The sequence below is a fragment of the Laceyella sacchari genome (genome assembly GCF_004343255.1).
GTDB classification, from domain to species: domain Bacteria; phylum Bacillota; class Bacilli; order Thermoactinomycetales; family Thermoactinomycetaceae; genus Laceyella; species Laceyella sacchari.
In genome coordinates, this window is sequence record NZ_SMDD01000002.1 from 137,835 (window position 1) to 158,177 (window position 20,343).

Here is a 20,343-nt window from a genome sequence, read left to right on the forward strand (position 1 = left end):
TGTCACAATCATTAACTTAACACATCTCTTTATGAACTGCAACAGTTATTTTAGGCAAAAATGATCTCACTCCTGCCCCGTTTTTTACCACAACCAGATGGACACACTCATCCCGTCTTCATTGTAAATTAATGTCATTTCAGCCGTTTGCTTTCAAAGGGTTTCATGCTCCTGGCAGAGAATAAATCCGATTAACCGTTTTGCCATTTCCAATACACAACAGAAAGGATGAGGAGCATTGACCGCCATTTGCCAAATCAGGCAACACCTCTTTGAAGAGTTGGATTTAATGGTTCGCACCACTGCTGCATTGATTGAAAAAATCGAAGACAAGGATTGGCATTACCAACCGCAATCCGCGATGCGCACTCTCCTTGAAGTTGTCAATCATCTCGTCCAAATCCCCACTGTCGATTTAGCCATCATTCAGGAACAAGACGAAATCTCCATACGTAAACTGGAAAAGGAACTGTTTACCCACAATGCGGTGGAACTGCTGAATCTCTTGCACTCCGGCGCAGACCGCCTAAAATCATACATGGCGGACTTAACCGTCGAGGACTTTGTCCACAAAACGGGCAAACCGTTTTACAGCCAGGAAGGCATTGCCTATTCCAAATGGCTGATCGAAATTTTGACCCACCTGTCCCATCATCGTTCCCAACTCTTTGAGTATTTAAAGGAATTGCACTACAACGTCAATATGTTTGATCTATATTGATTCCAAGAGGTGTCTGTTAAATCAAGTTGGTGGGGAAGGAGCGCCGATGCACCAGTGAAGTAAATAAGAAAATGGTTTGGGAGCCGCTGGCCTATTTATCAGACACACCTCTAGTCCCGAATGTCTAAAACCCTTTGAAACGGGAAGGATAAGGCATTAGGGTAATCGGATTCGCAGAATTCGCCCCATACGCACATCCTTCACCGCAGGAGGCTGAACGATGTACTTATCCCCCAGAGAGCGAGGTATCGTCATTCGGGCGCTAATTAAAGTGCTGGCGATGGAGCCGCGCGCAAATGAATATAAAAAATTGTTGGATCGCTTGCGAGAAGAACATGAACGAGAAGGGGAAATCTTGTTGTTTAACGGTTTCATCTGCAACATGGACGATGGCTAAAATCATAGGAGCATGCATCACTCCTTTTCTTCGTATGTTGTAGAAAAGGAGTGATTTTATTATGTATTTGATTGTGATTGAATTAAAACGATTTCGGCTATACCTATACCAAAACGGCAAGCTGATCAGATCTTATCCCATCGCAATCGGCCGGGCGGCCAGCGCCACCCCCGAAGGCACGTACCGCATCATCAACAAAGTCCCCTACCCTAACAGTTATCCCGGCGGACCCCTTAGCCCCTTCGGCACATACTGGCTGGGACTGTCTCGGCCCCATTATGGCATTCACGGCACCAACCGCCCGTCTTCGATCGGCAAACGGGTTTCCAGAGGTTGCATTCGCATGTACAACCATCATGTAAACGAATTAGCCCGCTTGGTTCCGATCGGCACCACTGTCATCATCCGCTGATTCACCATCCAGCCTTGGGGTGTTTTTTCAACACCACGTCAGAGATCAGCAAGTAAGGGGAATATTCTTCAGCGGCTAATGGCTGTGCCGTGATCAACATAGCAAACGGCTCCTTTGTCCGCTCGTCCGCCAACAGCACCCCGGCGTGTTCTTTGGCAAAAGCAATTGCATATTCTTGGCCGTCAGCCAATTTGAAACAATACAAATAAGCATCATTCGCCCGATCATACAACCAGACGGATTGCATTTCCCGGGTCAGTGCCTGATTCGATTCCGTCCATTCCGGAATGGACAATATCAGCACTGCGCCGTTACTCAATTCCGCCCATCCTCCGTCTTCCGGTATGACTGCCTGCCGAATCTGTGGAATATACCTTGTCGACATCTTAGCTTTCTCCTTTCTGGCACCGTTCCACCAACCGCTGCAGCAGCGGTGCAATACAGCATAAATTCCACTCAGCCACTTGCCCGTCTTCGATCGCCCCGATATCTCCGGCCACCAATGTCGGAACCGGGTTCATGGTATGGGTGCGCACGCGCAAGTCCTCCATATTCCCATGGTCGCTCACCAGCACAATCGTATCTTGGCGTTGACGCAACCGTAGCATGGCTCCCAGGAACCGGTCCAATGTCTCCACCACCCACCGCACCAGCTCAGGATCATGCTTGTGCCCCGCGCGATCACTCAAAAAAAATTCATGCACCACCAAATCATGGTCGCGTCCCAAGCGGGTGAGATGTTCGGCCGCCGTTTCGGGCGTAATCTCGTCCACCTCGGGCAAATGCTCCTTCAACGTGTGCCTGGTCAAATCATGATATACCGCTTCTCCCCGCAACAAATCTGGCAGGTATCGAACCGGCATCTGCGCTGAAAGCATCGTCGCGGTTGACACGGAAATCCAACCACGTTTGGTCGCTGGTCGCTCAAAATATTCCTGCGTGTAGCTATTGGCAAATGTCGCTTTCCAACCTTTGCGGGCAAATTGCTTATAGATATTATCTTCCTGAACCCATTCGCGCAACCGGCGAAACGGCAGCCCGGCCATATGCATCCCCATTGCTTGCGGCGCATTTCTACCGGTAAAAATGGCCGCTTGGCCTGTTGCACTCTGCGGCAATCCCTCCACCCCGAGCCGGGTGTCCGTCGCAATCAGGTGCACTTCTTTTCCATGTACACCAACCGCCGCACGGCTAAGGGGTATTCCGCTCAACCAGCTTCTGATATGCGGCGTCGGCTCAGTCACCCAAGGATTGTATTCCGCATCGTCACCCAACCCTACTCCATCGACAAATAGCAAGAAAACAGTAATCCCCTTCACCTCCAGTCTTTTTCATTGTAACATGTGATTGTAATACAAAGGAGGAAACGAAGATGCGCTTCAGCCAGATGGACAAAGAAACCCTTGCCGAAACGATTCGCCAGCTGGAACAGGAAGAGAAGTGGGCGAGAGAACACGGATTAGACAGCCAAGTAAATATCATCAGCCAAAAACGCAAACTGGCCCGCTCGTATTTAATCGATCCCGCCACCATCCCTCCGAAACAATGGTATGCGGTGGAAGGAGAAACGCGCCGCTTCTATGTGGATTATCTCAACGGGGTGATGGCTTGGGGGAATTGGGAAGGGACTGAAGAATTGGTCGCTCTCCCCTTGGCCGTGCTAAAAAGTTAATTTTTTTGGCAAATCCGGGTTAAATTTCGTCTTTTTGAACATACTACATCTAGGAGGTGTGTTCAAAAAGATGTATTATGTCATAAGAGATTCTGAAAAATTACCACCATCCATCATTCACGAGGACAACTACTTCGCCTGGTATAATCCCATGAAAAAGGATCATCAGGTGGAATTCCGCGGTACCATGAACCAATGCTACGACTTCATGGCTACCCGCTACCAACAAAGATGACATGCTTACGTTTCACCTAATTGTTAGAATAATCAAGCACATCCATCCAACAAAAAACCGGGGTTACCCCGGTTTTCTATTTTTGCCGATTTAACTTTTTCTCTCGCACTGGCGGCAAGATTTTCTTCATGTCCACTTTGCGCTCAATCACCCAAGTGCTGGGATCGTTCTCATCAAACTGCTCCAGAAACTGAATCACTTCGCGGGTAATCGGCGTCGGGGTGGATGCGCCCGCCGTCACGCCCACTTTTTTCTTCCCTTTCAGCCACTCGATGTTCAATTCCGTCACATCGCTGATCCGGTACGCCTCTACGCCGGCGATCTCTTTGGCCACCTGTGCCAAGCGGTTAGAATTGTTGCTGCGCGGATCTCCTACCACAATCACCAAATCTGTCTCTCTGGCTTGTTCGGCAACTGCTTCTTGTCTCTCTTGCGTTGCAAGGCAGATTTCATTGTGAATCTCAACCGTCGGGAACTTGGCGCGCACTTTATTCATCAAATGCGCTGTATCCCATTGGCTCATGGTCGTTTGGTTGGTAACCAACAGCCGATCTGTGTTCAGCTCCAGCTTCTCGATATCTTCTTCCTTCTCAATCAGGTGCACACGCCCCGGAGCGACGCCCATGGCTCCTTCCGGCTCCGGATGGTTCTTCTTCCCAATGTAGATCACTTCATATCCGTCAGCCACTTTTTCGCGAATCAAATCATGGGTACGAGTTACATCCGGGCATGTGGCGTCCACAATCGTCAGCCCTTTGGCCCGCGCCTTCTTGCGCACCTCTGGCGAAACGCCGTGAGCCGTGAAGATCACCGTCCCCTTGTCCACTTTATCAAGAAGCTCGAAGCGATTTTCTCCATCCAGGGTGATGATGCCTTCATCTTCAAAGGCGTCCACGACATGGCTGTTGTGAACGATCATGCCCAAAATGTATATCGGACGCGGCAAGTCCAGATTTTTGGCGGCTTGCCGAGCCAAAACCATGGCATCGACCACGCCATAGCAGTATCCGCGCGGTGTGATTTTCACTACTTCCATTCCTGTTTCCCTCCCGACCCCGTTTGGTCCGAGGCATAGTCCATCTCATTATAGCTTATTCTCCAACTGGAACCAAGGGAAGGTCGCCCGGCTCAGCCATCCCAAAAGATGGGCTGGTCTGCACGGTACATTCGCACGGGGGCATTCATAAGATACACTGTCATCACAAATGAAGGAAGTGAGAACATGGAAAGACCGCAAAAACCTTACACGCCGCCGGCACCACCTGCAAAGCCGATGCCACCGATGCCACCAATGCCGCCCATGCCACCCATGAAACCGATGCCGCCATGCCCGCCCATGAGACCTTGCCCGCCGGCGCAACCGATGCCCATGCCAATGCCCATGCCAATGCCGCATCCATATCCGGGGCACCATCATATGATGCACCGTTTGCCGTGTGATCCCCATGCTTTGAGAAATCTGTATATGCAATTGAAAATCTGCCATAAATTCGAAATGGCAATGCTGAAGTGGCATATGAAATATTGTTGCAGCCGCCGCCGTCCCCATCCCGTTCCTCCGCGTCATTGTTCTTCCTCACACGTATCTTCATCAAGACGGCACGAAAGCAGTTGCTGTTGTTAACAAACCGCCTTCCCTCCATACAATTTGGGAGGGCATCCTTTCTTTTTTGCACAAAAAAACCCCACCATGCTCCGCGAGGTTTTTAAACCAATAATGAGTGCTTATAAAAAACGGGTTCGACCGAGCAAAGCGGGTCCGGCGATTGTGGCCGGGTGAAGTTGCAAGCCTAGCTCTCCTTGTTTTTAATGCGTTCGCGTATGTACAGGCCCGCCAAAATAAATGAGATCAGCATGGAGAACAGCAACAGGCCATGTTCCAGAATATTCGCATACATCTCCCCGGCTTCCCTCCTTCGACTCATTCGCCTTTAAATTTATACTATATAACAGAATAAACGTAAAGAAAAAGCTACTTTAATTCAAAATATGGACAATTCATCCCTGTTTCTGTTCAATTGTTACTGTTTGTTAAGCAAATTTCCCCATTTGGAAAATGATTAACTCCCAGGACACGACCAACCTCCTGCCCAGGAGACTCAATTTCTCTCACCTAATACAAAATTAAAATTCATCTTTTCTCATGATTTTGACATCTCTTGTCTTGTTGTGTCGAATGAAAGGAATGCAACGAATGCTCGTCAAATAGTTATCCGAAAGTCCAATCATTCCAATGGTTGCAACATAAAATCTAAAAAAATGATAAAAAGTTGACACAAAATCGTTTGTCGCCTCGAATGATTATGTACCTGAACTTTTTCATCTCAGTTTTGGTTTGGTTTTGGGTGTTTCCATGGTTATCCCCCCTGTAACAACAGGGGGGATTTTTTTTGCCTGTGCAGAGCCGGTCTCCATCAGGCCCGCAAAGCAATGTGTTGGCTGTCGTATTGATGGATGAAGCGGATCAGCTCCTCAGACATCTGCCAATATGAGAAGGGAGTAATCAAGTAAATCCCGTTGAAACGGGATAATGCCACTTCCAGCAATTCCTTCGCTATCGCCACGCCTTCCCGGCGCCCTGCCGCTTTGTCTGGCTGTTGCTCCATGCGCTTTAACACTTCTGGCGAAATTTTTATCCCTGGTACTTCATTATGCAAAAATAGCGCATTGCGATACCCCGTCAACGGCATGATCCCGATGAAGATGGGAATGGGGATGTGTTTCGTCGCTTCATGCACATCGATGATTCCTTGGGCGTCGTACACAGGCTGAGTCATAATGAAATCGGCCCCTGCCTCCACTTTTTTCTCCAAGCGGCGCACAGCAGCGTCCAATTGGCGCACGTGCGGATTAAACGCTGCCCCGACGACAAACCGGGCTTTTTGTTTCAATTGGCGTCCGGCAAAGGAGATTCCCTCATTTAGTTGCTTCACCATGCGGATCAGCTCAAACGAAGTAACATCATAGATGGAGCTGGCCCCCGGCAAGTCGCCCATCCGCGTGGGATCTCCGGTGATGACGAGGATTTGGTCGATGCCTAACGCATGAAGGCCCATCAAGTGTGATTGTTGCCCCAATAGGTTGCGGTCGCGACAGGCAACATGGACAAGTGGCTCAATTCCCATCTTCTCTTTTAAAATCGCCCCCAAGGCCAAATTGCTCATGCGGGCAGTGGCCAAGGAGTTGTCGGCCATCGTGATCGCATCAACCCCTGCTTGTTGCAATCGGCTGGCACCATGCAAAAAAGCAGAAATGTCCAAGTCCTTGGGTGTGTCAAATTCGCACACGATCGTCCGTTTATGGCGCACTTTCTCTACAACCGTCGGTTTGACGCGCTCGGTTATCTCCACCGCTACCGGTTGTGCTGTCTCCCGATTCTGCGGATTGCGGCGTGGCACCGGCTTTCTTCCTTTCAGGCTTTGGGCCAGCAACCGGATGTGTTCAGGGGTCGTGCCGCAACATCCCCCCAACAAGCTGACCCCTTGCTCCACCAACAACTCCGCTGTTTGTTCAAAATAGGCGGGATTGGATTTATATGCCAACTCCCCATCAGTGATCCCTAACCGGCTGGCATTGGGAAACGCGGTAATAACCAATTGTTCCGGCACCACCGTTTTCTCCAATCCGCGCAATAATTCCATCGGCCCCAAACGGCAATTGAGACCGACGCCATCTACCCCCTGCTCAGCCAACAACTGAAACGCGGTAGAGATGGAAAACGCATCACGCGTCCGGCCCACTTCCAACATGGAAAACTGAGCCAGCAACGGAAGGTTGGTCAGAGGACGGATCACTTCGACAGCCAACAGCATTTCCTTTACATCGAGAAATGTTTCCAACAGAATGCCATCCACTCCGGCATGCAACAGCGCTGTAGCTTGCTCTTCATACATGTCGCGGTATTCCTCTTCATCATAGGCGGGCACACGCCCGGCACAGATGGAACCGATCGAGCCCAAGATGTAGGCATCATCCCCCACCGATTCCCGGGCCAATCGCACCGCTTCCCGGTTGAGGCGCGTCACTTTCCCTTCCAGCCCATACCGCGTCAACCGCTCCCGGTTGGCACCATACGTATGCGTCTCTATCACTCGCGCTCCCGCTTCATAATAAGCTTGGTGCACTCCCGCCACCAGTTTGGGATCGCTTAGCACCAACTCTTCGGTACATTCGCCGATGGAAACGCCCTGCTGATACAAATAAGTGGTCATCGCCCCGTCGCCCACGAGCAACTCGCTCCGCAACCGTTCAATCAAATTTGGTCTGCCCATTCATTTTCCTCCTTATACCACACTGAAATAACGGGCTTCAGGGTGCGCAAACACCATCGCCGACACCGACGCTTCTGGCTCCATCATAAACCCTTCCGTCAGCGCAACCCCGATCTCTTCCGGCTCAAGCAATCGGAACAGCTTGACTTGGTCTTCCAGGTCGGGACAAGCCGGGTAACCAAACGATACGCGAATCCCTTGATATTTGGCGGCAAATCGTTCTTTCATGGTCATGGTGACCGGGTCAGGGAAGCCCCAAGCACTACGCATCACCTGATGAATCCGTTCCGCAAACCCTTCCGCCGTCTCCAATGCCAATGCTTGCAACAAGTGGGAACGCAAGTAGTCGCCCTGCTCTTTCCACGTTTCCGCTTGCTCACGCACTCCCAAACCGGCGGTGACGGCGAAAAAGCCGACAGTATCCATCTCTCCCGACTCCACCGGCCGCACAAAGTCAGCCAAACAGAGATAAGAGCCTTTTGTCTGTCTTGGGAAAGTAAACCGTTCAATAATCCGACTGTGATCGTTGGGGTCATAAATCAGAATTGTATCGCCATCCGCTTGTGCCGGAAAAAACCGATAGCAGCCGTGCGGCCGGATCAAGCGGTCGGAAATAGCCGCGGCAAACAACTCATCCACTTGTGCTTTCAATTGGCAAGCTTTCTCATCACCAGCTGCCAACAGCTCCGCCACATTTCCCTTCAGGCCCAAATGCTTGCCCAAGAGCATCTGCTCATTGATATAAGGACGCAATTGCGCGAGCGGCACATCCCGATACACATGTTTTTCATAGTCGGGCGGGACGAACACCGGGGCTTGGCGGTTGATCTCACTGACACGCCGTACAGCCACCTGCACACTCGCTTTCACTTCGGTGTTCGCCGCTTTCGCTTCAACCCGCTTAGCCCGCAACTCGGCCTCCAACGCAGCTCTCTCTTCCGGATTCATCAAACGATTCGCCAATTCAAGCCCATTCATGGCGTCCCGGGCATACAAAACGGGGCCATTGTATTCGGGAGAGATGCGGGTATCCGTAAATTTGCGTGACAGCGCTGCCCCACCGACGAGCATCGGCACATGGATGTCCGCTTTTCGCAAATCCTGCGCAGTCACTACCATCTGTTGGGCGGACTTCACCAACAGGCCGGATAGCCCGATCATATCTGGACGCTCACGCCGCGCCGCTTCGATCAGTTGTTCCGGCGGCACCTTGATGCCGAGGTTTACCACCTCGTAACCGTTATTGGCCATGATGATTTCCACCAAATTCTTGCCGATGTCATGGACATCACCTTTTACTGTCGCCAAGATCACTTTCCCCCTGGCATGCGTCTTCGCTTTGTCCATATGCGGCTCCAGATAAGCAACGGATGCTTTCATCACCTCGGCACTCTGTAGCACCTCAGCCACAATCAGTTGGTTGTCGTTGAACAAGCGCCCCACTTCATCCATGCCCGCCATGAGCGGCCCATTAATAATATCAAGCGGTTTATATTTGGTCAGCGCCTCATCCAGATCGGAGAACAGGCCGTCTTTGCTTCCCTCCACCACATAGCGCGCCAAGCGCTCCTCCAATGTCAGATGGTCTGATTGCTTTTTCTCTTCCACTTTTTTGTCTCGATAAAAGGCCGTAAATTCAGCCAGTACCGCATCGTAATTAGCTTGGTTGGTATCAAAGAGCAATCGCTCCGCCAATCGGCGTTCTTCTTCCGAAATCGAAGCGTAGCGCTCCAGTTTTTCGGTATTCACGATGGCATAGTCCAAACCGGCTTTGGTGCATTCATACAGATAAACAGCATTAAGGACTTCGCGACCGGCCAATGGCAAGCCGAAGGAGACGTTGGACACACCCAAGATGGTGGCAGTGCCGGGAAGCGCCTCTTTGATCAGGCGGATCCCCTCCACCGTTTCCACAGCCGACCCAATGTACTGTTCATCACCTGTGCCCACGGGGAACACCAAGGGATCGAAAATGATGTCCTCTGGCGCGATGCCGTATTTCTCCACCAACAACTCATACGATCGCAATGCCACTTCCAGCTTGCGCTCCCGTGAAACAGCCATACCCTGTTCATCAATGGTTCCTACCACCACCGCGGCTCCAAATCGCTTCACCAGCGGCAAAACCTCTTGGAAGCGCTCTTCGCCGTCCTCCAAGTTGATGGAATTGATCACTGCTTTGCCTTGCGTGTAGGTCAGTGCGCGGGCAATCACTTGGGGGTCAGTGGAGTCGATCATCAGCGGCGCTTTGACTTTCTTGGTGACAAACGTCAAAAACTTCTCCATATCGGCCAATTCATCACGGTCAGGATCAGCCAGGCAGATGTCGATTACCTGGGCTCCCCCTTTCACCTGCTTGCGAGCGATCTCTGATGCTTCCTCATAACTCCCTTCAGCGATCAAGCGTTTAAACTTGCGCGAACCGATAACATTGGTCCGCTCCCCTACTAAAATAGGGCGATTGTCTTCCAAGAAGACCGCCTCAATTCCCGATACAGCGGGAGCATGCGTAGCTTGCAACTGGCGTGGCTGAATGCCGGCCAATGCTTCACTCATCGCCCGGATGTGATCAGGCGTGGTGCCGCAACAGCCTCCGGCGATATTGAGCCAACCGTTATTTGCAAATTCGGCCATTTTACGGGCCAGCGCTTGCGGCGTTTCCAAATAGTCACCATTTTCATCAGGCAAACCGGCATTCGGGTAGCAACTGACGGCGCACCGAGCCATCCCCGCCAGGGTGCGAATATGGTCGGTCATAAACTCGGGGCCAGTCGCGCAATTCAAGCCGACAGCAAACGGTTTGAGATGCTCGATCGACACATAAAAAGAGTCGATCGTCTGTCCCGCAAGCATGGTTCCCATCGGTTCAATCGTGCCGGAGACCATCACCGGCAGAGTGACACCTAATTCAGCAAATGCCCGCTCAATACCCACACTCCCTGCTTTGACATTTAACGTGTCTTGCGATGTTTCCAACAAGAGAAAGTCAACGCCCCCTTGAATCAAAGCTTTCGCCTGCAAATAATACCCTTGGGCCAGCTCGTCAAAGGTGGTGCCACCTGTCACGGACAGCGTTTTGGTGGTCGGACCCATCGCTCCGGCAACATAGCGCGGCCATTCCGGCGTTGAGAACTTGCGGCATGATTTCACCGCCAACCTCGCCGCCGCCAAGTTGATCTCTTCCGTCAATTCAGGCTTTTCATACTCTGCTAACACGATGGGAGTCGCTCCAAAGGTGTTGGTTTCTACAATATCTGCCCCCGCCGCAAAATAAGCATCGTGGATCGACTCGATCAGATCAGGTCGGGTCAGGTTCAGCATCTCGTTACACCCATCTAAGGCTTCCCCCCCAAAGTCCGCCGCCGTCAACCCAGCTTGTTGCAACATCGTCCCCATCGCGCCATCCAAGATGAGGATTTTCTCTTTCAGTCGTTCAGACACACACTGCTTGGCCATGCTGGCTCCACCCTCTCCTCAAAATAAAAAAAACACCATTCATCTCCGAAAGATGAAAGGTGTTTGCCGCTCGCTTATCACTCTCATCTTTCAGAGAGAACACTCTCTGACAGGAATTAGCACCACATTGGAATATCCAACAGGTTGCCGGGCTTCATTGGGCCAGTCCCTCCGCCACTCTGGATAAGAGATTATTTTTATATCTCAATAATATAGCTATTTCGCAAAACCGTGTCAATCAAATTCACAAATACAGTTTGTTTTTGTTGAGCTCTTTCTGCGTTTGATACATCAGTTGGGTCGCTTCCTGAAATTTCGCTTCTTCACCAATTTTTTCATAACAATCTGCCAGTTCATAATAACACAGGTAGACGCGGTCTTTTAACTTATTTTTGTCCGCAATCTTGCCAGCGCTTTGGAAATATTCAATAGCATCCAGATAATGGTTCATATTTTTCATCGCTTGCCCCAACAAGATCAGTGCCGTGCTGGTCAACAAACCATGGTGAATGCGTTCGGCCATATCCAAAGCCTGCTTCAGTATATCTCGCGCTTGTTCCATTTTCCCTTGCATGAGATAAACCTGTCCCAACGAACAGCTCGCCTGCACCAAATCTTCTTTATCGTTCACATGCTCTCCCAGCTCCAGTACAAACTCAAATGCAACCTCTGCATCAGCCAATTGGCCCGCGTCTTGATAGGAGTGTGCCAGCACCGACCACAACCGGAACATTCCCCCATACTCCTTGCTGCCCACGGCGATTTGGCTTCCTTCGCGAGCATAGCGGATCGCATCTTGGTAAAGCTTCATCTTACGCAGGAGTTCTGCCCGAAGCGCATACGTCTGGAGGATCAACTGGCGTGAGCGAATCTGCGGCAACAGAGCCCATACCTCGTCAACACCGCGCAATGCCTCATCGGCCCGATCCAGCTTTTGCAGATTTTCAATACGAGCGAGCAAAAGCTTTACATGCATTTGTTCGAAAATTTCTTCTTCATCAGTTAAAGCGTCCAGCCCTCGCTCAACATATTTCAGCGCTTGCTCCCAGTCCTTGTGTTGCATACGGCATTCCGACAGACACAAGTAACTGGCCGCCTCCAAGTTGACTTTGGGGGAGTAGGGGTCCTGATAAGCGAGACGGATGGCTTCGCTCAGTTCCCTTTCTGCTTTGCGCCAATCTCGCTTGATAAAGTGAATGCGCCCTTTGAGGTAGTGAATCGTTGCTTGGTGTTGAGAGGTAACCTCATCGGATAAATCGGACAACAGAGCTAAAGCACGCTGGTAGTTGCCAAGTTGGATCATGGTTTCAATCGCGGTGAATCTCACTTGCAAGCTTTCGATGCTCCCAGTGTCCTTTTCAATCATGTCGGGCACTTCACTCAGATCCAAACCCAGCTTGTTCATGAGATACAACACTTTGTCTTTGTTCACATGAGGTACGCCACGCTCGATATTACTGATCGTGGCCGTGGAGATATGCTGGTCAGAGAGATCTTCCAGCCGCAATCCCCTTTCCTTTCTCACTTTACGAATGTATTTGCCCACTTCACTCATTTCCAAAATGTTCATCGCGACCTATCCTTTCCGAATTCTTGTTATTTCTATATTACTCCATCTATTTCATTTTATAAAGGAATAAACATATAAATTTTTCCATATAAAGGAGTGTAATTTTTTCCAACTACTTAATTTTTTATTCCTTGCCCTCGAAAGCCCCCGCAATATCACATAAAACGATAAATAATCTGAAAAAAACACAAAAAGAAACCGTTTCCTCAACTCTTTCGGGACAAGAAATATTTTCTCATTACCTCTATCTTCTCCATAAAATGAATCTTTATGCCAAATTTATGATTTTTGTTTTATTTAATTAATTGGACCAACTTTAGTGCACCATCCACCACGATGACAGAAAGACCCCAGCCGCTGAGCAGGCCCGTCGCCACGCGGAGCAAATTGTTGCTCTGGCGCCAACCCAGCCATTGTGTCCCCCCGTCGATCAGCATCGGCATCTGTGCCAACAACCCGAATGGCCAAGGCGGCACAAGCGGAATCAACAGCAGAATCGGAATAAACAAATAGCCCATCATGATGCCCAGGCAGCGCGCACAGACGGGTAAGGGTTGTCCCCCCATATGAAAACACCGTTCTGGCTTGCGGTGGCAGGGCACGAACTTCAACCAATCAAGCCAGTGTTCCATTCGCTTCTCCCCTCGCTTTAGTCCGAACAATTGCAGTCCACGCACTTGCAATCCACGCAGTCACAGTCAATCACATCGCATCCGCAATCAAAGTCGTCACACTTCTTCCGGCGCCGCCTGTAATAGATGAACCACAGCAAAAAAAGGACGCCACTCGTAACCAAACAGGCACTCCCTTCCAAGATCAGCCCCTGCGCCAACAAGATTCCCCCGGCAACCGCCAACAACAGAATCAATGCCAGACTCACGAAGAACAATCAGCTAGCCCCTTTCTTACCAATGTGTTCGCTTGCCGTGGTGATCGGCGACGCAAGTCAAATCGAGCCAACTGCGCCCGCCAACAGTAAACAAAACATCCGGAAACAAGCTTTTCGGCAATCATGTTGCAATCAATGGAAATTCTGGAGATGAAGCTGTTCATCTCCCTTGTGCGGGACTCACCTCATTTGTCAACGCGTTCCCATCCCTTCGTCTTGACCATTATCGGCCACACAGTGAAAGGAATGCTGTTGCACCAACAAGTGTGAATCAACGCTTGGGATTGGCGCTTTCTCACTATCCCTGTTACCTCAATTCATAATCAACAGAAGGCAATCTGTTTGTCAATATGATTTTGTTTACCGTCATGATATTTCCTCTTTTGATTTTACTAATTTGGTTACAAATTATTTGTAAAAGTTTGCATTTTATGTAGATTTATCCCATTTGTTTTGAATGAAAAAGATAGAAAATGAAAGAAATTGATTGATTAAGCAAACGACATCCGCTATGATAAGAAGGAAGCGAGGTGAACGAAAACGCTTACAATTCAACGACACCAAGTGATCTTGGATCTGCTGAAACAAAAGGGTGCTGTCAAGCTGCAAGAGCTTGTCCTAGCGACAGATTCGTCAGAATCCACCATCCGCCGCGATTTGATCGAGTTGGAACGGCGCCGTCTCCTCAAGCGGATTCACGGCGGAGCCGCCTTGCTACAAACCAAGGGAGCCGAACCAACCATTGCTGAAAAATCAACCAAAAACCTTCAAATCAAACAGCGCATCGCTGCAGCCGCCGCTTCCTTGGTTGAGCCCGGTGATTGCATCTATCTCGATGCGGGCAGCACCACATTGGAAATGGTGCCCCACCTGCAAGCCAAAAATCTGACCGTTGTCACCAACGGCTTCGCGCAATTGGAAGCACTGGCTGAACGGCAAATCCGCGCCTACTTGCTGGGGGGAATGATCAAATTGTCCACCCGCGCGATGATTGGGAGCATGGCCTTGGAGTCCTTGCGCCTCTATCGTTTTGACAAGTGTTTTTTAGGCACCAATGGCATTGATTTGGAGCTGGGATACACCACACCCGATCCCGAAGAAGCCATGATTAAAAAAACGGCGGCGCGCTTGGCCAGCCAGGCATATGTGCTGGCGGACGGCCAGAAGTTCCATGAAGTGGCCTTCGCTAAAGTCGCTGACATCCATGAGATGCGCATCATCACCGACAAGCTCCCGGAAGAACAGCGGCAATCCTATTTAAATCAGACCGACATTATTGAGGTGGACACATGATTTATACAGTAACACTCAATCCATCAATCGACTTTACCGTCCATGTTCAAACCTTGCGCCGAGGCGAATTGAATCGCATGGACCAGGAACAGAAATACCCAGGCGGCAAAGGAATCAATGTCTCCCGCATTTTAGCGCGGATAGGGGTGGAAACCACCGCCCTCGGCTTTGTCGGCGGGTTCACCGGCACCTATCTCACCGAAGCATTGACGAGTGAGGGAGTGGCGCATGATTTTGTCCATATCGACGGGGATACACGCATCAACATCAAACTAAAGGAGCAGAGCGGGGAAACAGAAATCAATGGCGCAGGCCCTTCCATCCCCCCTGATCGCCTACAGCAATTTCTGCAAAAGCTGGAACGCCTCCAGCCCGGGGACATGCTGGTGCTCGCTGGCACCATTCCTCCTTCGCTCCCTCCTGACCTGTATCAAACACTGTTGGTCACCTATGGCAAACGCGGCATCAAGGTGGTAGTCGATACGAGCGGTGAAGCACTCGCACGGGCGGTTCGCCACCATCCCTTTCTGATCAAACCAAATCACCACGAGCTGGGTGAATTATTTAACACGACCTTCACCTCGCTCGACGAAACGATCCCTTATGGCGAAAAGCTGTTAGCCCAAGGAATCAAGCATGTCATTGTATCGATGGCCGACAAGGGCGCTCTGTTGTTCACCGCCGAAGGGATCTACCGATCTAACGTGCCACGCGGCACCGTAGTCAACTCTGTGGGCGCGGGTGATTCCTTGGTCGCTGGCTTCATCGGCCATCTGTCGCAACATGGTTCAGTGCCGGACGCATTCCGCTATGGTATTGCGACTGGCGGCGCTACCGCTTTTTCAGCGGACTTGGCCAACCTAGACACGATCGAAGCCGTTTATCCACAAGTCGAGCTAACCAAACTGTAAGGAGGGGCCTCATGAAGATTACAGACCTATTAAAACCGGACACCATCATCATGGAACTCCAAGCGACCACCAAAGAGGCAGTCATCGATGAACTGGTCGCCAAATTAGATGAAGCGGGACGGCTCGCAGACCGCAACAAATTTAAAGAAGCGATTCTCAAGCGGGAAGCGTCGGGATCGACGGGCATCGGCGACGGCATCGCCATTCCCCACGCCAAAACGGATGCCGTCAAAACACCGTCTATCTGCTTCGGCAAAAGCGTTCAAGGCATCGATTATGAAGCGCTTGACGGCCAACCAGCCCATTTATTCTTTATGATCGCCGCTGGTGAGGGGGCAGATGAAGCCCATCTTGAAACCTTGTCGCGCCTGTCCGTTCTTCTGATGGACAGCACCTTCCGCCAACAGTTGGAACAAGCCCACACGGCGGAAGAGTTGGTAGCGCTCATCCAAGACAAAGAATTGGAAAACGAGCCGGAAGAAACGGCATCCACCGACACCACCGAACAGCTCATATTGGCGGTGACCGCCTGCCCCACGGGCATTGCCCACACATATATGGCCGCTGACGCGCTCAACGCAAAAGCGCGGGAAATGGGCCTTACCATCAAAGTGGAAACCAATGGGTCAACCGGTGTGAAAAACAAACTCACACCAGAAGATATTGCTCAAGCGACCGCCATTATCGTAGCCGCCGACAAACAGGTTGAGATGAGCCGTTTTCATGGAAAGCCCGTCATTCAAGTGCGTGTCGCCGAAGCCATCCATCAGCCGGAACGGCTCCTTACAGCCGCTCTCCGGCAGGAGGCCCCTCTCTATGTTGCGGACAACACCTCAGGCAGCACGGAATCCTCTCGGGGAGGTGCTGGTTTCTACAAGCACTTGATGAATGGTGTGAGCAACATGTTGCCGTTTGTGGTGGGGGGCGGTGTGCTGATCGCCTTGGCCTTCGCCTGGGGTGGCATTGAGGCCAAAGGGCCTGTCGCCGAAATGTTGATGAAAATCGGCAGTGAAGGAGCGTTCCATTTCCTCGTGCCCATTTTGGCTGGCTTTATTGCGATGAGCATCGCTGACCGTCCTGGCTTCGCTCCCGGGGTTGTTGGCGGTTTCTTGGCAGCCTCTGCGCAAGCCGGTTTTTTGGGCGGGTTGATCGCCGGTTTTTTAGCCGGATACATCGTGGTCGGCCTGAAAAAAGTATTGGCCTTCATACCTGAACAGCTCGACGGGATCAAACCGGTCCTCTTGTATCCCGTGTTGGGCATCCTGTTCACCGGCATCCTGATGATCACCGTTGTCAACGGCCCGGTAGGCGCGCTAAACAAGGCGCTTTCCGCTTGGCTTAGTGGCCTCTCCGGCACCAACGCTGTCCTGTTGGGTGTGATCTTGGGTGGCATGATGGCCGCGGATATGGGAGGTCCCATCAACAAAGCGGCTTTCACATTCGGCCTCGCCTGCATGGAAGCGAGCAACTTCGGCCCACATGCTGCGGTGATGGCTGGCGGAATGGTTCCACCATTGGGCATCGCGTTAGCCACCACATTCTTCAAGCGCAAATTTAGTGACTCTGAGCGGAAAGCGGGTTTGACCAATTATCTCCTGGGAGCCTCATTTATCACGGAAGGAGCGATTCCCTTCGCGGCCGCTGACCCCTTGCGTGTTTTGGCAAGCTGCATTGTCGGAGCGGCTGTCGCTGGCGGATTATCCTTGTGGCTAGGGATCACACTGCCCGCGCCTCACGGTGGATTGTTCGTCATCCCCCTCGTCAACAAGCCGTTCCATTACGCGGCGGCCATTGTGGTGGGTTCTCTCGTTACTGCCATCGCACTAGGCATTTGGAAACAGCCAAGGCAGGATTAACACCAAGGTGTGTCTGATAAATAGGCTAGCGGCTCCAAAACCATTTTCTTATTCGCTTCACGCGTGGCGAGGCGCTCATCGAGAAAAGGTTTTTTCGCCGCTTCTTCCCCACAAACTTGATTTGCCAAACACGCCCTGGCGGCAAACGGACAACAGATGGCTTTTTTTGCAAAAACTGATCTCATCCTCCCCATTTTCAGCTATAATATACTTTTGTAAGCAACTTCTAATTTGGAAGGTGAATCTTGATGAGCAAAGCAAACGGTTTTGTCAACAGTTGGTTGCGTCACCGCCTGGTCCTCTTGGAGTTGTTGGAGCATTTGCAAGACGAGCATTTGGATTATCGCCCTTGGGAAAAAGGCATGTCCCTGAAAGAATTGGTCTTGCACATACTGCAATCCGCTGACATGTTTGTCAATTCGGTTATCGCAGGACATTTTGTATCCCCTGCTGAGCCGGAAAAAGCTGTGAACACCGTCGCCGAGTTGCGGGAGTTGGCGCAAGCACTGACCGACAAAAACCGCCAATCCTTGTCCAGCCTGCCGGATGAAAAGTTTGCCGCGATGGTGGACGTGACCAAACCATTTGGTCGTCCGTTTTCGGGTGAAGTGCTCTTGCAAATGATGCGGGATCATGAGATCCACCACAAAGGGCAACTGTACACTTATGCGCGGATCGTCGGGGTGGAAACGCTGCCACTGTTTGTCAAATTACAATTGGATTAAGGGCGACGCGCCGTTGGCAACTGCCATCGCTGTTCAGCCGAGTCGTGGATTCCCTTCCATGACTCGGCTTTTTCTCATAATCTGAACAGATTCCAAAGGCCACCTTTTTTCTTTTTCAACCATTGTCCGGCTTTGGCATCCCCTGCCTCCGCCGCTTTGGTCAACCATCTTTCTCCCGCGGCAATATCTTGCGCCATGACCTTTCCTTCGATCAGTGCACAGCCATATTCCCGCATCGCGATCACCTCACCCGCTTCCGCCGCTTTGCGGAGCCAATATTGCCCCTCCACCAGGTCTGGAACATATCCGATACCGTATAACAAGCGGTAACCCAAGACGCGCATGGCGATCGGCTCTTCTTTCTCCGCCGCCCACCGCAACCACGCTTTGCCCTCGGCCACATTTTGCTGCAAGCCGTCCCCTTCCATTAAACGATGACCTAGAATCCGCATGGCCACCGGATATTCCGCTTCTGCCGACCGGCGTAACCACATCTCCCCTTCGTGCGCATTCTGGATCAATCCATCTCCCGCCAGCAGACGGCGACCCAACTCCATCATCGACCATTTTTCACCCGCTTGCGACGCTTTCCTGAGCCATTTTTCCCCCCCGATCATATCTTGCTGCAGTTGTTTACCAGTCAGTTTCTTATAAGCCAGATGAGCCATCGCCAACTCATCCCCTGCCTCTGCTGCCTTGGCTAGCCACCGTTCCCCGGAAATCACATCCTGGCGCAGGACCGTTCCTTCGATCAATGCCATGCCCCACTCCCTCATCGCAACCACTTCACCCGCTTCTACGGCTTTGCGGAGCCAGTACTCACCCTGCTCCTGATCCCGCTCATACCCAACGCCGTGCAACAAGCGGTAGCCTAAAATGCGCATAGCAATCGGCTCTTCTTTCTCCGCCGCCCGCTGAATCCACCGTTTTCCCTCTACCTCGTTTCGCTTAAGACCGTCTCCTTCCAGCAAACGGTAACCCAAGATGCGCATCGCATCTGGATATTCCGCTTCTGCCGACCGGCGCAACCACTTCTCTCCTTCCACCGCATCCTGACGTAACCCTTCCCCGACTATCAAGCGATAGCCCAATTCCATCATCGACCATCTGTCACCTGCATGCGACGCTTTTCTGAGCCATTTTTCCCCTTCGACCACATCTTGCTTCACTTGCTTGCCCGTCAAATGCCGATAGGCCATCTCCGCCATCGACCATACATCCCCTGCCTCTGCCGCCTTGGCCAGCCATTTCATTCCTTCTGAGACTTTGTCATTATTCTCTATCAGGTTTGTTTGCGCTGCTATCGCCGACTCCTGTTCCATGGTGCCGGTCGCTCCGGGATCAGTAGACATGACCTGTTTCAATTTCTTCTCCAGCGCCTTTTCCAAGATCTCTTCAATCCGATCCAGACTAATGTTTTCCGGACTTGTCGGGCGAGGATGAACATACCCCTCATGCATGAATGACGGGTTTACGTACTGTTTCATAAACCATACACTTAATTCATATAAGATGCGGTGTGCGCGCAAGGCTTGTTCAATGCTCTCGTATTTCGGATTGTGAACGGCCTTGTTCCCTTCTGTCCGCACAAAATCAAAGTGGCTCCGCATCACTTCGGTGATCGCCCCTTGTTGCGCCAACGCTTTCAACCTTTCGTATTGGGTGGCGGATACCAGCTTGGCTCGCCCTTCCTTGGCGGCGATCAGCTTGGCCAATTCTTCGCCGAACACCCTCGCTTTAGCCAACGATGCGTGGGGATCATCAAAAAGATTTCGTTCTAACTGTTCACCTAACCTCACCAAATCGACGGATACATCTGCTAAAAAAGAAAACAATCCATGGTTGCTCACCATCAAACTCTCCTTATTGGATAGATCATGCATGAAGTAAATCCTTACATCATAAATAATTCATCAGTTCGTATAAAACGAATAA

Annotated in this window: 21 protein-coding genes and 1 riboswitch; of the genes, 9 read left to right on the plus strand and 12 right to left on the minus strand. The window is 51.1% G+C overall.

From position 1 onward, the window contains the following. The first annotated feature begins 238 nt into the window (after positions 1 to 238). From EDC32_RS07780 to EDC32_RS07785, 3 genes are all read left to right on the plus strand, one after another. A complete protein-coding gene (locus EDC32_RS07780; RefSeq protein WP_132221207.1) occupies positions 239 to 721 on the plus strand; it encodes a DinB family protein in 483 nt (160 codons plus the stop codon). Between the two features lie 220 nt (positions 722 to 941). Continuing rightward, a complete protein-coding gene (locus EDC32_RS16340) occupies positions 942 to 1,118 on the plus strand; it encodes a hypothetical protein (protein WP_158283280.1) in 177 nt (58 codons plus the stop codon). 61 nt (positions 1,119 to 1,179) lie between these two features. Beyond that, positions 1,180 to 1,530: a L,D-transpeptidase gene (locus EDC32_RS07785; RefSeq protein WP_132221209.1), complete on the plus strand. Its 351-nt coding sequence runs from the start codon at positions 1,180 to 1,182 to the stop codon at positions 1,528 to 1,530. Position 1,531: 1 nt separating this feature from the next. Here EDC32_RS07785 and EDC32_RS07790 read toward each other — a convergent pair whose 3' ends face one another. Then, complete coding sequence (locus tag EDC32_RS07790; RefSeq protein ID WP_022737095.1) at positions 1,532 to 1,915, minus strand: hypothetical protein; 384 nt, start codon at positions 1,913 to 1,915, stop codon at positions 1,532 to 1,534. 1 nt (position 1,916) lies between these two features. Further along, positions 1,917 to 2,828, minus strand: a complete 912-nt coding sequence (locus EDC32_RS07795) for an alkaline phosphatase family protein (RefSeq protein ID WP_158283281.1) — start codon at positions 2,826 to 2,828, stop codon at positions 1,917 to 1,919. 74 nt (positions 2,829 to 2,902) lie between these two features. Here EDC32_RS07795 and EDC32_RS07800 point away from each other — a divergent pair, with 74 nt between their 5' ends. Next, a complete protein-coding gene (locus EDC32_RS07800; protein ID WP_132221213.1) occupies positions 2,903 to 3,202 on the plus strand; it encodes a DUF1811 family protein in 300 nt (99 codons plus the stop codon). A 100-nt stretch (positions 3,203 to 3,302) separates the two neighbouring features. Here EDC32_RS07800 and EDC32_RS16345 read toward each other — a convergent pair whose 3' ends face one another. The 8 genes from EDC32_RS16345 to EDC32_RS07830 all read right to left on the minus strand — a co-directional run bounded on the left by EDC32_RS16345 (position 3,303) and on the right by EDC32_RS07830 (position 13,623). Next, positions 3,303 to 3,440: a hypothetical protein gene (locus tag EDC32_RS16345; RefSeq protein WP_158283282.1), complete on the minus strand. Its 138-nt coding sequence runs from the start codon at positions 3,438 to 3,440 to the stop codon at positions 3,303 to 3,305. Between the two features lie 73 nt (positions 3,441 to 3,513). Beyond that, positions 3,514 to 4,473, minus strand: a complete 960-nt coding sequence (locus EDC32_RS07805; protein WP_132221215.1) for a 4-hydroxy-3-methylbut-2-enyl diphosphate reductase — start codon at positions 4,471 to 4,473, stop codon at positions 3,514 to 3,516. A gap of 206 nt (positions 4,474 to 4,679) precedes the next feature. Then, a complete protein-coding gene (locus EDC32_RS16350) occupies positions 4,680 to 4,820 on the minus strand; it encodes a hypothetical protein (RefSeq protein WP_158283283.1) in 141 nt (46 codons plus the stop codon). A gap of 1,031 nt (positions 4,821 to 5,851) precedes the next feature. Continuing rightward, positions 5,852 to 7,708, minus strand: a complete 1,857-nt coding sequence (locus EDC32_RS07810) for a bifunctional homocysteine S-methyltransferase/methylenetetrahydrofolate reductase (RefSeq protein ID WP_132221217.1) — start codon at positions 7,706 to 7,708, stop codon at positions 5,852 to 5,854. A gap of 12 nt (positions 7,709 to 7,720) precedes the next feature. Then, positions 7,721 to 11,164: a methionine synthase gene (gene metH, locus EDC32_RS07815; protein WP_132221218.1), complete on the minus strand. Its 3,444-nt coding sequence runs from the start codon at positions 11,162 to 11,164 to the stop codon at positions 7,721 to 7,723. Between the two features lie 80 nt (positions 11,165 to 11,244). Further along, positions 11,245 to 11,354, minus strand: a riboswitch (SAM riboswitch). A gap of 54 nt (positions 11,355 to 11,408) precedes the next feature. Next, on the minus strand, positions 11,409 to 12,734 hold the full coding sequence (locus tag EDC32_RS07820; protein WP_132221220.1) for a tetratricopeptide repeat protein: 1,326 nt from the start codon (positions 12,732 to 12,734) through the stop codon (positions 11,409 to 11,411). Between the two features lie 293 nt (positions 12,735 to 13,027). Further along, positions 13,028 to 13,366, minus strand: coding sequence for a DUF2085 domain-containing protein (locus EDC32_RS07825; protein ID WP_132221222.1), 339 nt, complete (start codon positions 13,364 to 13,366; stop codon positions 13,028 to 13,030). 17 nt (positions 13,367 to 13,383) lie between these two features. After that, complete coding sequence (locus EDC32_RS07830; RefSeq protein ID WP_132221224.1) at positions 13,384 to 13,623, minus strand: hypothetical protein; 240 nt, start codon at positions 13,621 to 13,623, stop codon at positions 13,384 to 13,386. Between the two features lie 135 nt (positions 13,624 to 13,758). Between EDC32_RS07830 and EDC32_RS16725 the strand changes: the two genes are divergently transcribed. From EDC32_RS16725 to EDC32_RS07845, 4 genes are all read left to right on the plus strand, one after another. Next, positions 13,759 to 13,893 carry a hypothetical protein gene (locus EDC32_RS16725; protein ID WP_281275218.1) on the plus strand — a complete coding sequence of 45 codons (135 nt, stop codon included), beginning with the start codon at positions 13,759 to 13,761 and terminating at the stop codon, positions 13,891 to 13,893. A 279-nt stretch (positions 13,894 to 14,172) separates the two neighbouring features. After that, positions 14,173 to 14,916: a DeoR/GlpR family DNA-binding transcription regulator gene (locus EDC32_RS07835; RefSeq protein ID WP_132221226.1), complete on the plus strand. Its 744-nt coding sequence runs from the start codon at positions 14,173 to 14,175 to the stop codon at positions 14,914 to 14,916. Then, positions 14,913 to 15,827, plus strand: coding sequence for a 1-phosphofructokinase (pfkB, locus tag EDC32_RS07840; RefSeq protein WP_132221228.1), 915 nt, complete (start codon positions 14,913 to 14,915; stop codon positions 15,825 to 15,827). The genes EDC32_RS07835 and pfkB overlap by 4 nt, the downstream gene beginning before the upstream one ends. 11 nt (positions 15,828 to 15,838) lie before the next feature. Then, positions 15,839 to 17,683, plus strand: a complete 1,845-nt coding sequence (locus tag EDC32_RS07845) for a PTS fructose transporter subunit IIABC (RefSeq protein WP_132221230.1) — start codon at positions 15,839 to 15,841, stop codon at positions 17,681 to 17,683. Here the strand turns inward: EDC32_RS07845 and EDC32_RS07850 are convergent. Continuing rightward, on the minus strand, positions 17,680 to 17,868 hold the full coding sequence (locus EDC32_RS07850) for a hypothetical protein (RefSeq protein ID WP_132221232.1): 189 nt from the start codon (positions 17,866 to 17,868) through the stop codon (positions 17,680 to 17,682). The genes EDC32_RS07845 and EDC32_RS07850 overlap by 4 nt on opposite strands. A gap of 63 nt (positions 17,869 to 17,931) precedes the next feature. Here EDC32_RS07850 and EDC32_RS07855 point away from each other — a divergent pair, with 63 nt between their 5' ends. Continuing rightward, on the plus strand, positions 17,932 to 18,408 hold the full coding sequence (locus EDC32_RS07855) for a DinB family protein (protein WP_132221234.1): 477 nt from the start codon (positions 17,932 to 17,934) through the stop codon (positions 18,406 to 18,408). Positions 18,409 to 18,482: 74 nt separating this feature from the next. On the opposite strand, the gene EDC32_RS07860 is transcribed toward EDC32_RS07855, so the two are convergent. Then, positions 18,483 to 20,261, minus strand: a complete 1,779-nt coding sequence (locus EDC32_RS07860) for an SEL1-like repeat protein (RefSeq protein ID WP_211341908.1) — start codon at positions 20,259 to 20,261, stop codon at positions 18,483 to 18,485. Positions 20,262 to 20,343 lie beyond the last annotated feature (82 nt).

Bases quoted from the DNA above. Each gene is read 5' to 3' on its own strand.
- EDC32_RS16340 (WP_158283280.1), top strand. From the start codon at position 942: ATGTACTTATCCCCCAGAGAGCGAGGTATCGTCATTCGGGCGCTAATT.
- EDC32_RS07785 (WP_132221209.1), top strand. From the start codon at position 1,180: ATGTATTTGATTGTGATTGAATTAAAACGATTTCGGCTATACCTATAC.
- EDC32_RS07790 (WP_022737095.1), bottom strand. From the start codon at position 1,915: ATGTCGACAAGGTATATTCCACAGATTCGGCAGGCAGTCATACCGGAA.
- EDC32_RS07800 (WP_132221213.1), top strand. From the start codon at position 2,903: ATGCGCTTCAGCCAGATGGACAAAGAAACCCTTGCCGAAACGATTCGC.
- EDC32_RS16345 (WP_158283282.1), bottom strand. From the start codon at position 3,440: ATGTCATCTTTGTTGGTAGCGGGTAGCCATGAAGTCGTAGCATTGGTT.
- EDC32_RS07805 (WP_132221215.1), bottom strand. From the start codon at position 4,473: ATGGAAGTAGTGAAAATCACACCGCGCGGATACTGCTATGGCGTGGTC.
- EDC32_RS16350 (WP_158283283.1), bottom strand. From the start codon at position 4,820: ATGGGCATTGGCATGGGCATCGGTTGCGCCGGCGGGCAAGGTCTCATG.
- EDC32_RS07810 (WP_132221217.1), bottom strand. From the start codon at position 7,708: ATGGGCAGACCAAATTTGATTGAACGGTTGCGGAGCGAGTTGCTCGTG.
- metH (WP_132221218.1), bottom strand. From the start codon at position 11,164: ATGGCCAAGCAGTGTGTGTCTGAACGACTGAAAGAGAAAATCCTCATC.
- EDC32_RS07820 (WP_132221220.1), bottom strand. From the start codon at position 12,734: ATGAACATTTTGGAAATGAGTGAAGTGGGCAAATACATTCGTAAAGTG.
- EDC32_RS07825 (WP_132221222.1), bottom strand. From the start codon at position 13,366: ATGGAACACTGGCTTGATTGGTTGAAGTTCGTGCCCTGCCACCGCAAG.
- EDC32_RS16725 (WP_281275218.1), top strand. From the start codon at position 13,759: ATGGAAATTCTGGAGATGAAGCTGTTCATCTCCCTTGTGCGGGACTCA.
- pfkB (WP_132221228.1), top strand. From the start codon at position 14,913: ATGATTTATACAGTAACACTCAATCCATCAATCGACTTTACCGTCCAT.
- EDC32_RS07845 (WP_132221230.1), top strand. From the start codon at position 15,839: ATGAAGATTACAGACCTATTAAAACCGGACACCATCATCATGGAACTC.
- EDC32_RS07850 (WP_132221232.1), bottom strand. From the start codon at position 17,868: ATGAGATCAGTTTTTGCAAAAAAAGCCATCTGTTGTCCGTTTGCCGCC.
- EDC32_RS07855 (WP_132221234.1), top strand. From the start codon at position 17,932: ATGAGCAAAGCAAACGGTTTTGTCAACAGTTGGTTGCGTCACCGCCTG.
- EDC32_RS07860 (WP_211341908.1), bottom strand. From the start codon at position 20,261: ATGGTGAGCAACCATGGATTGTTTTCTTTTTTAGCAGATGTATCCGTC.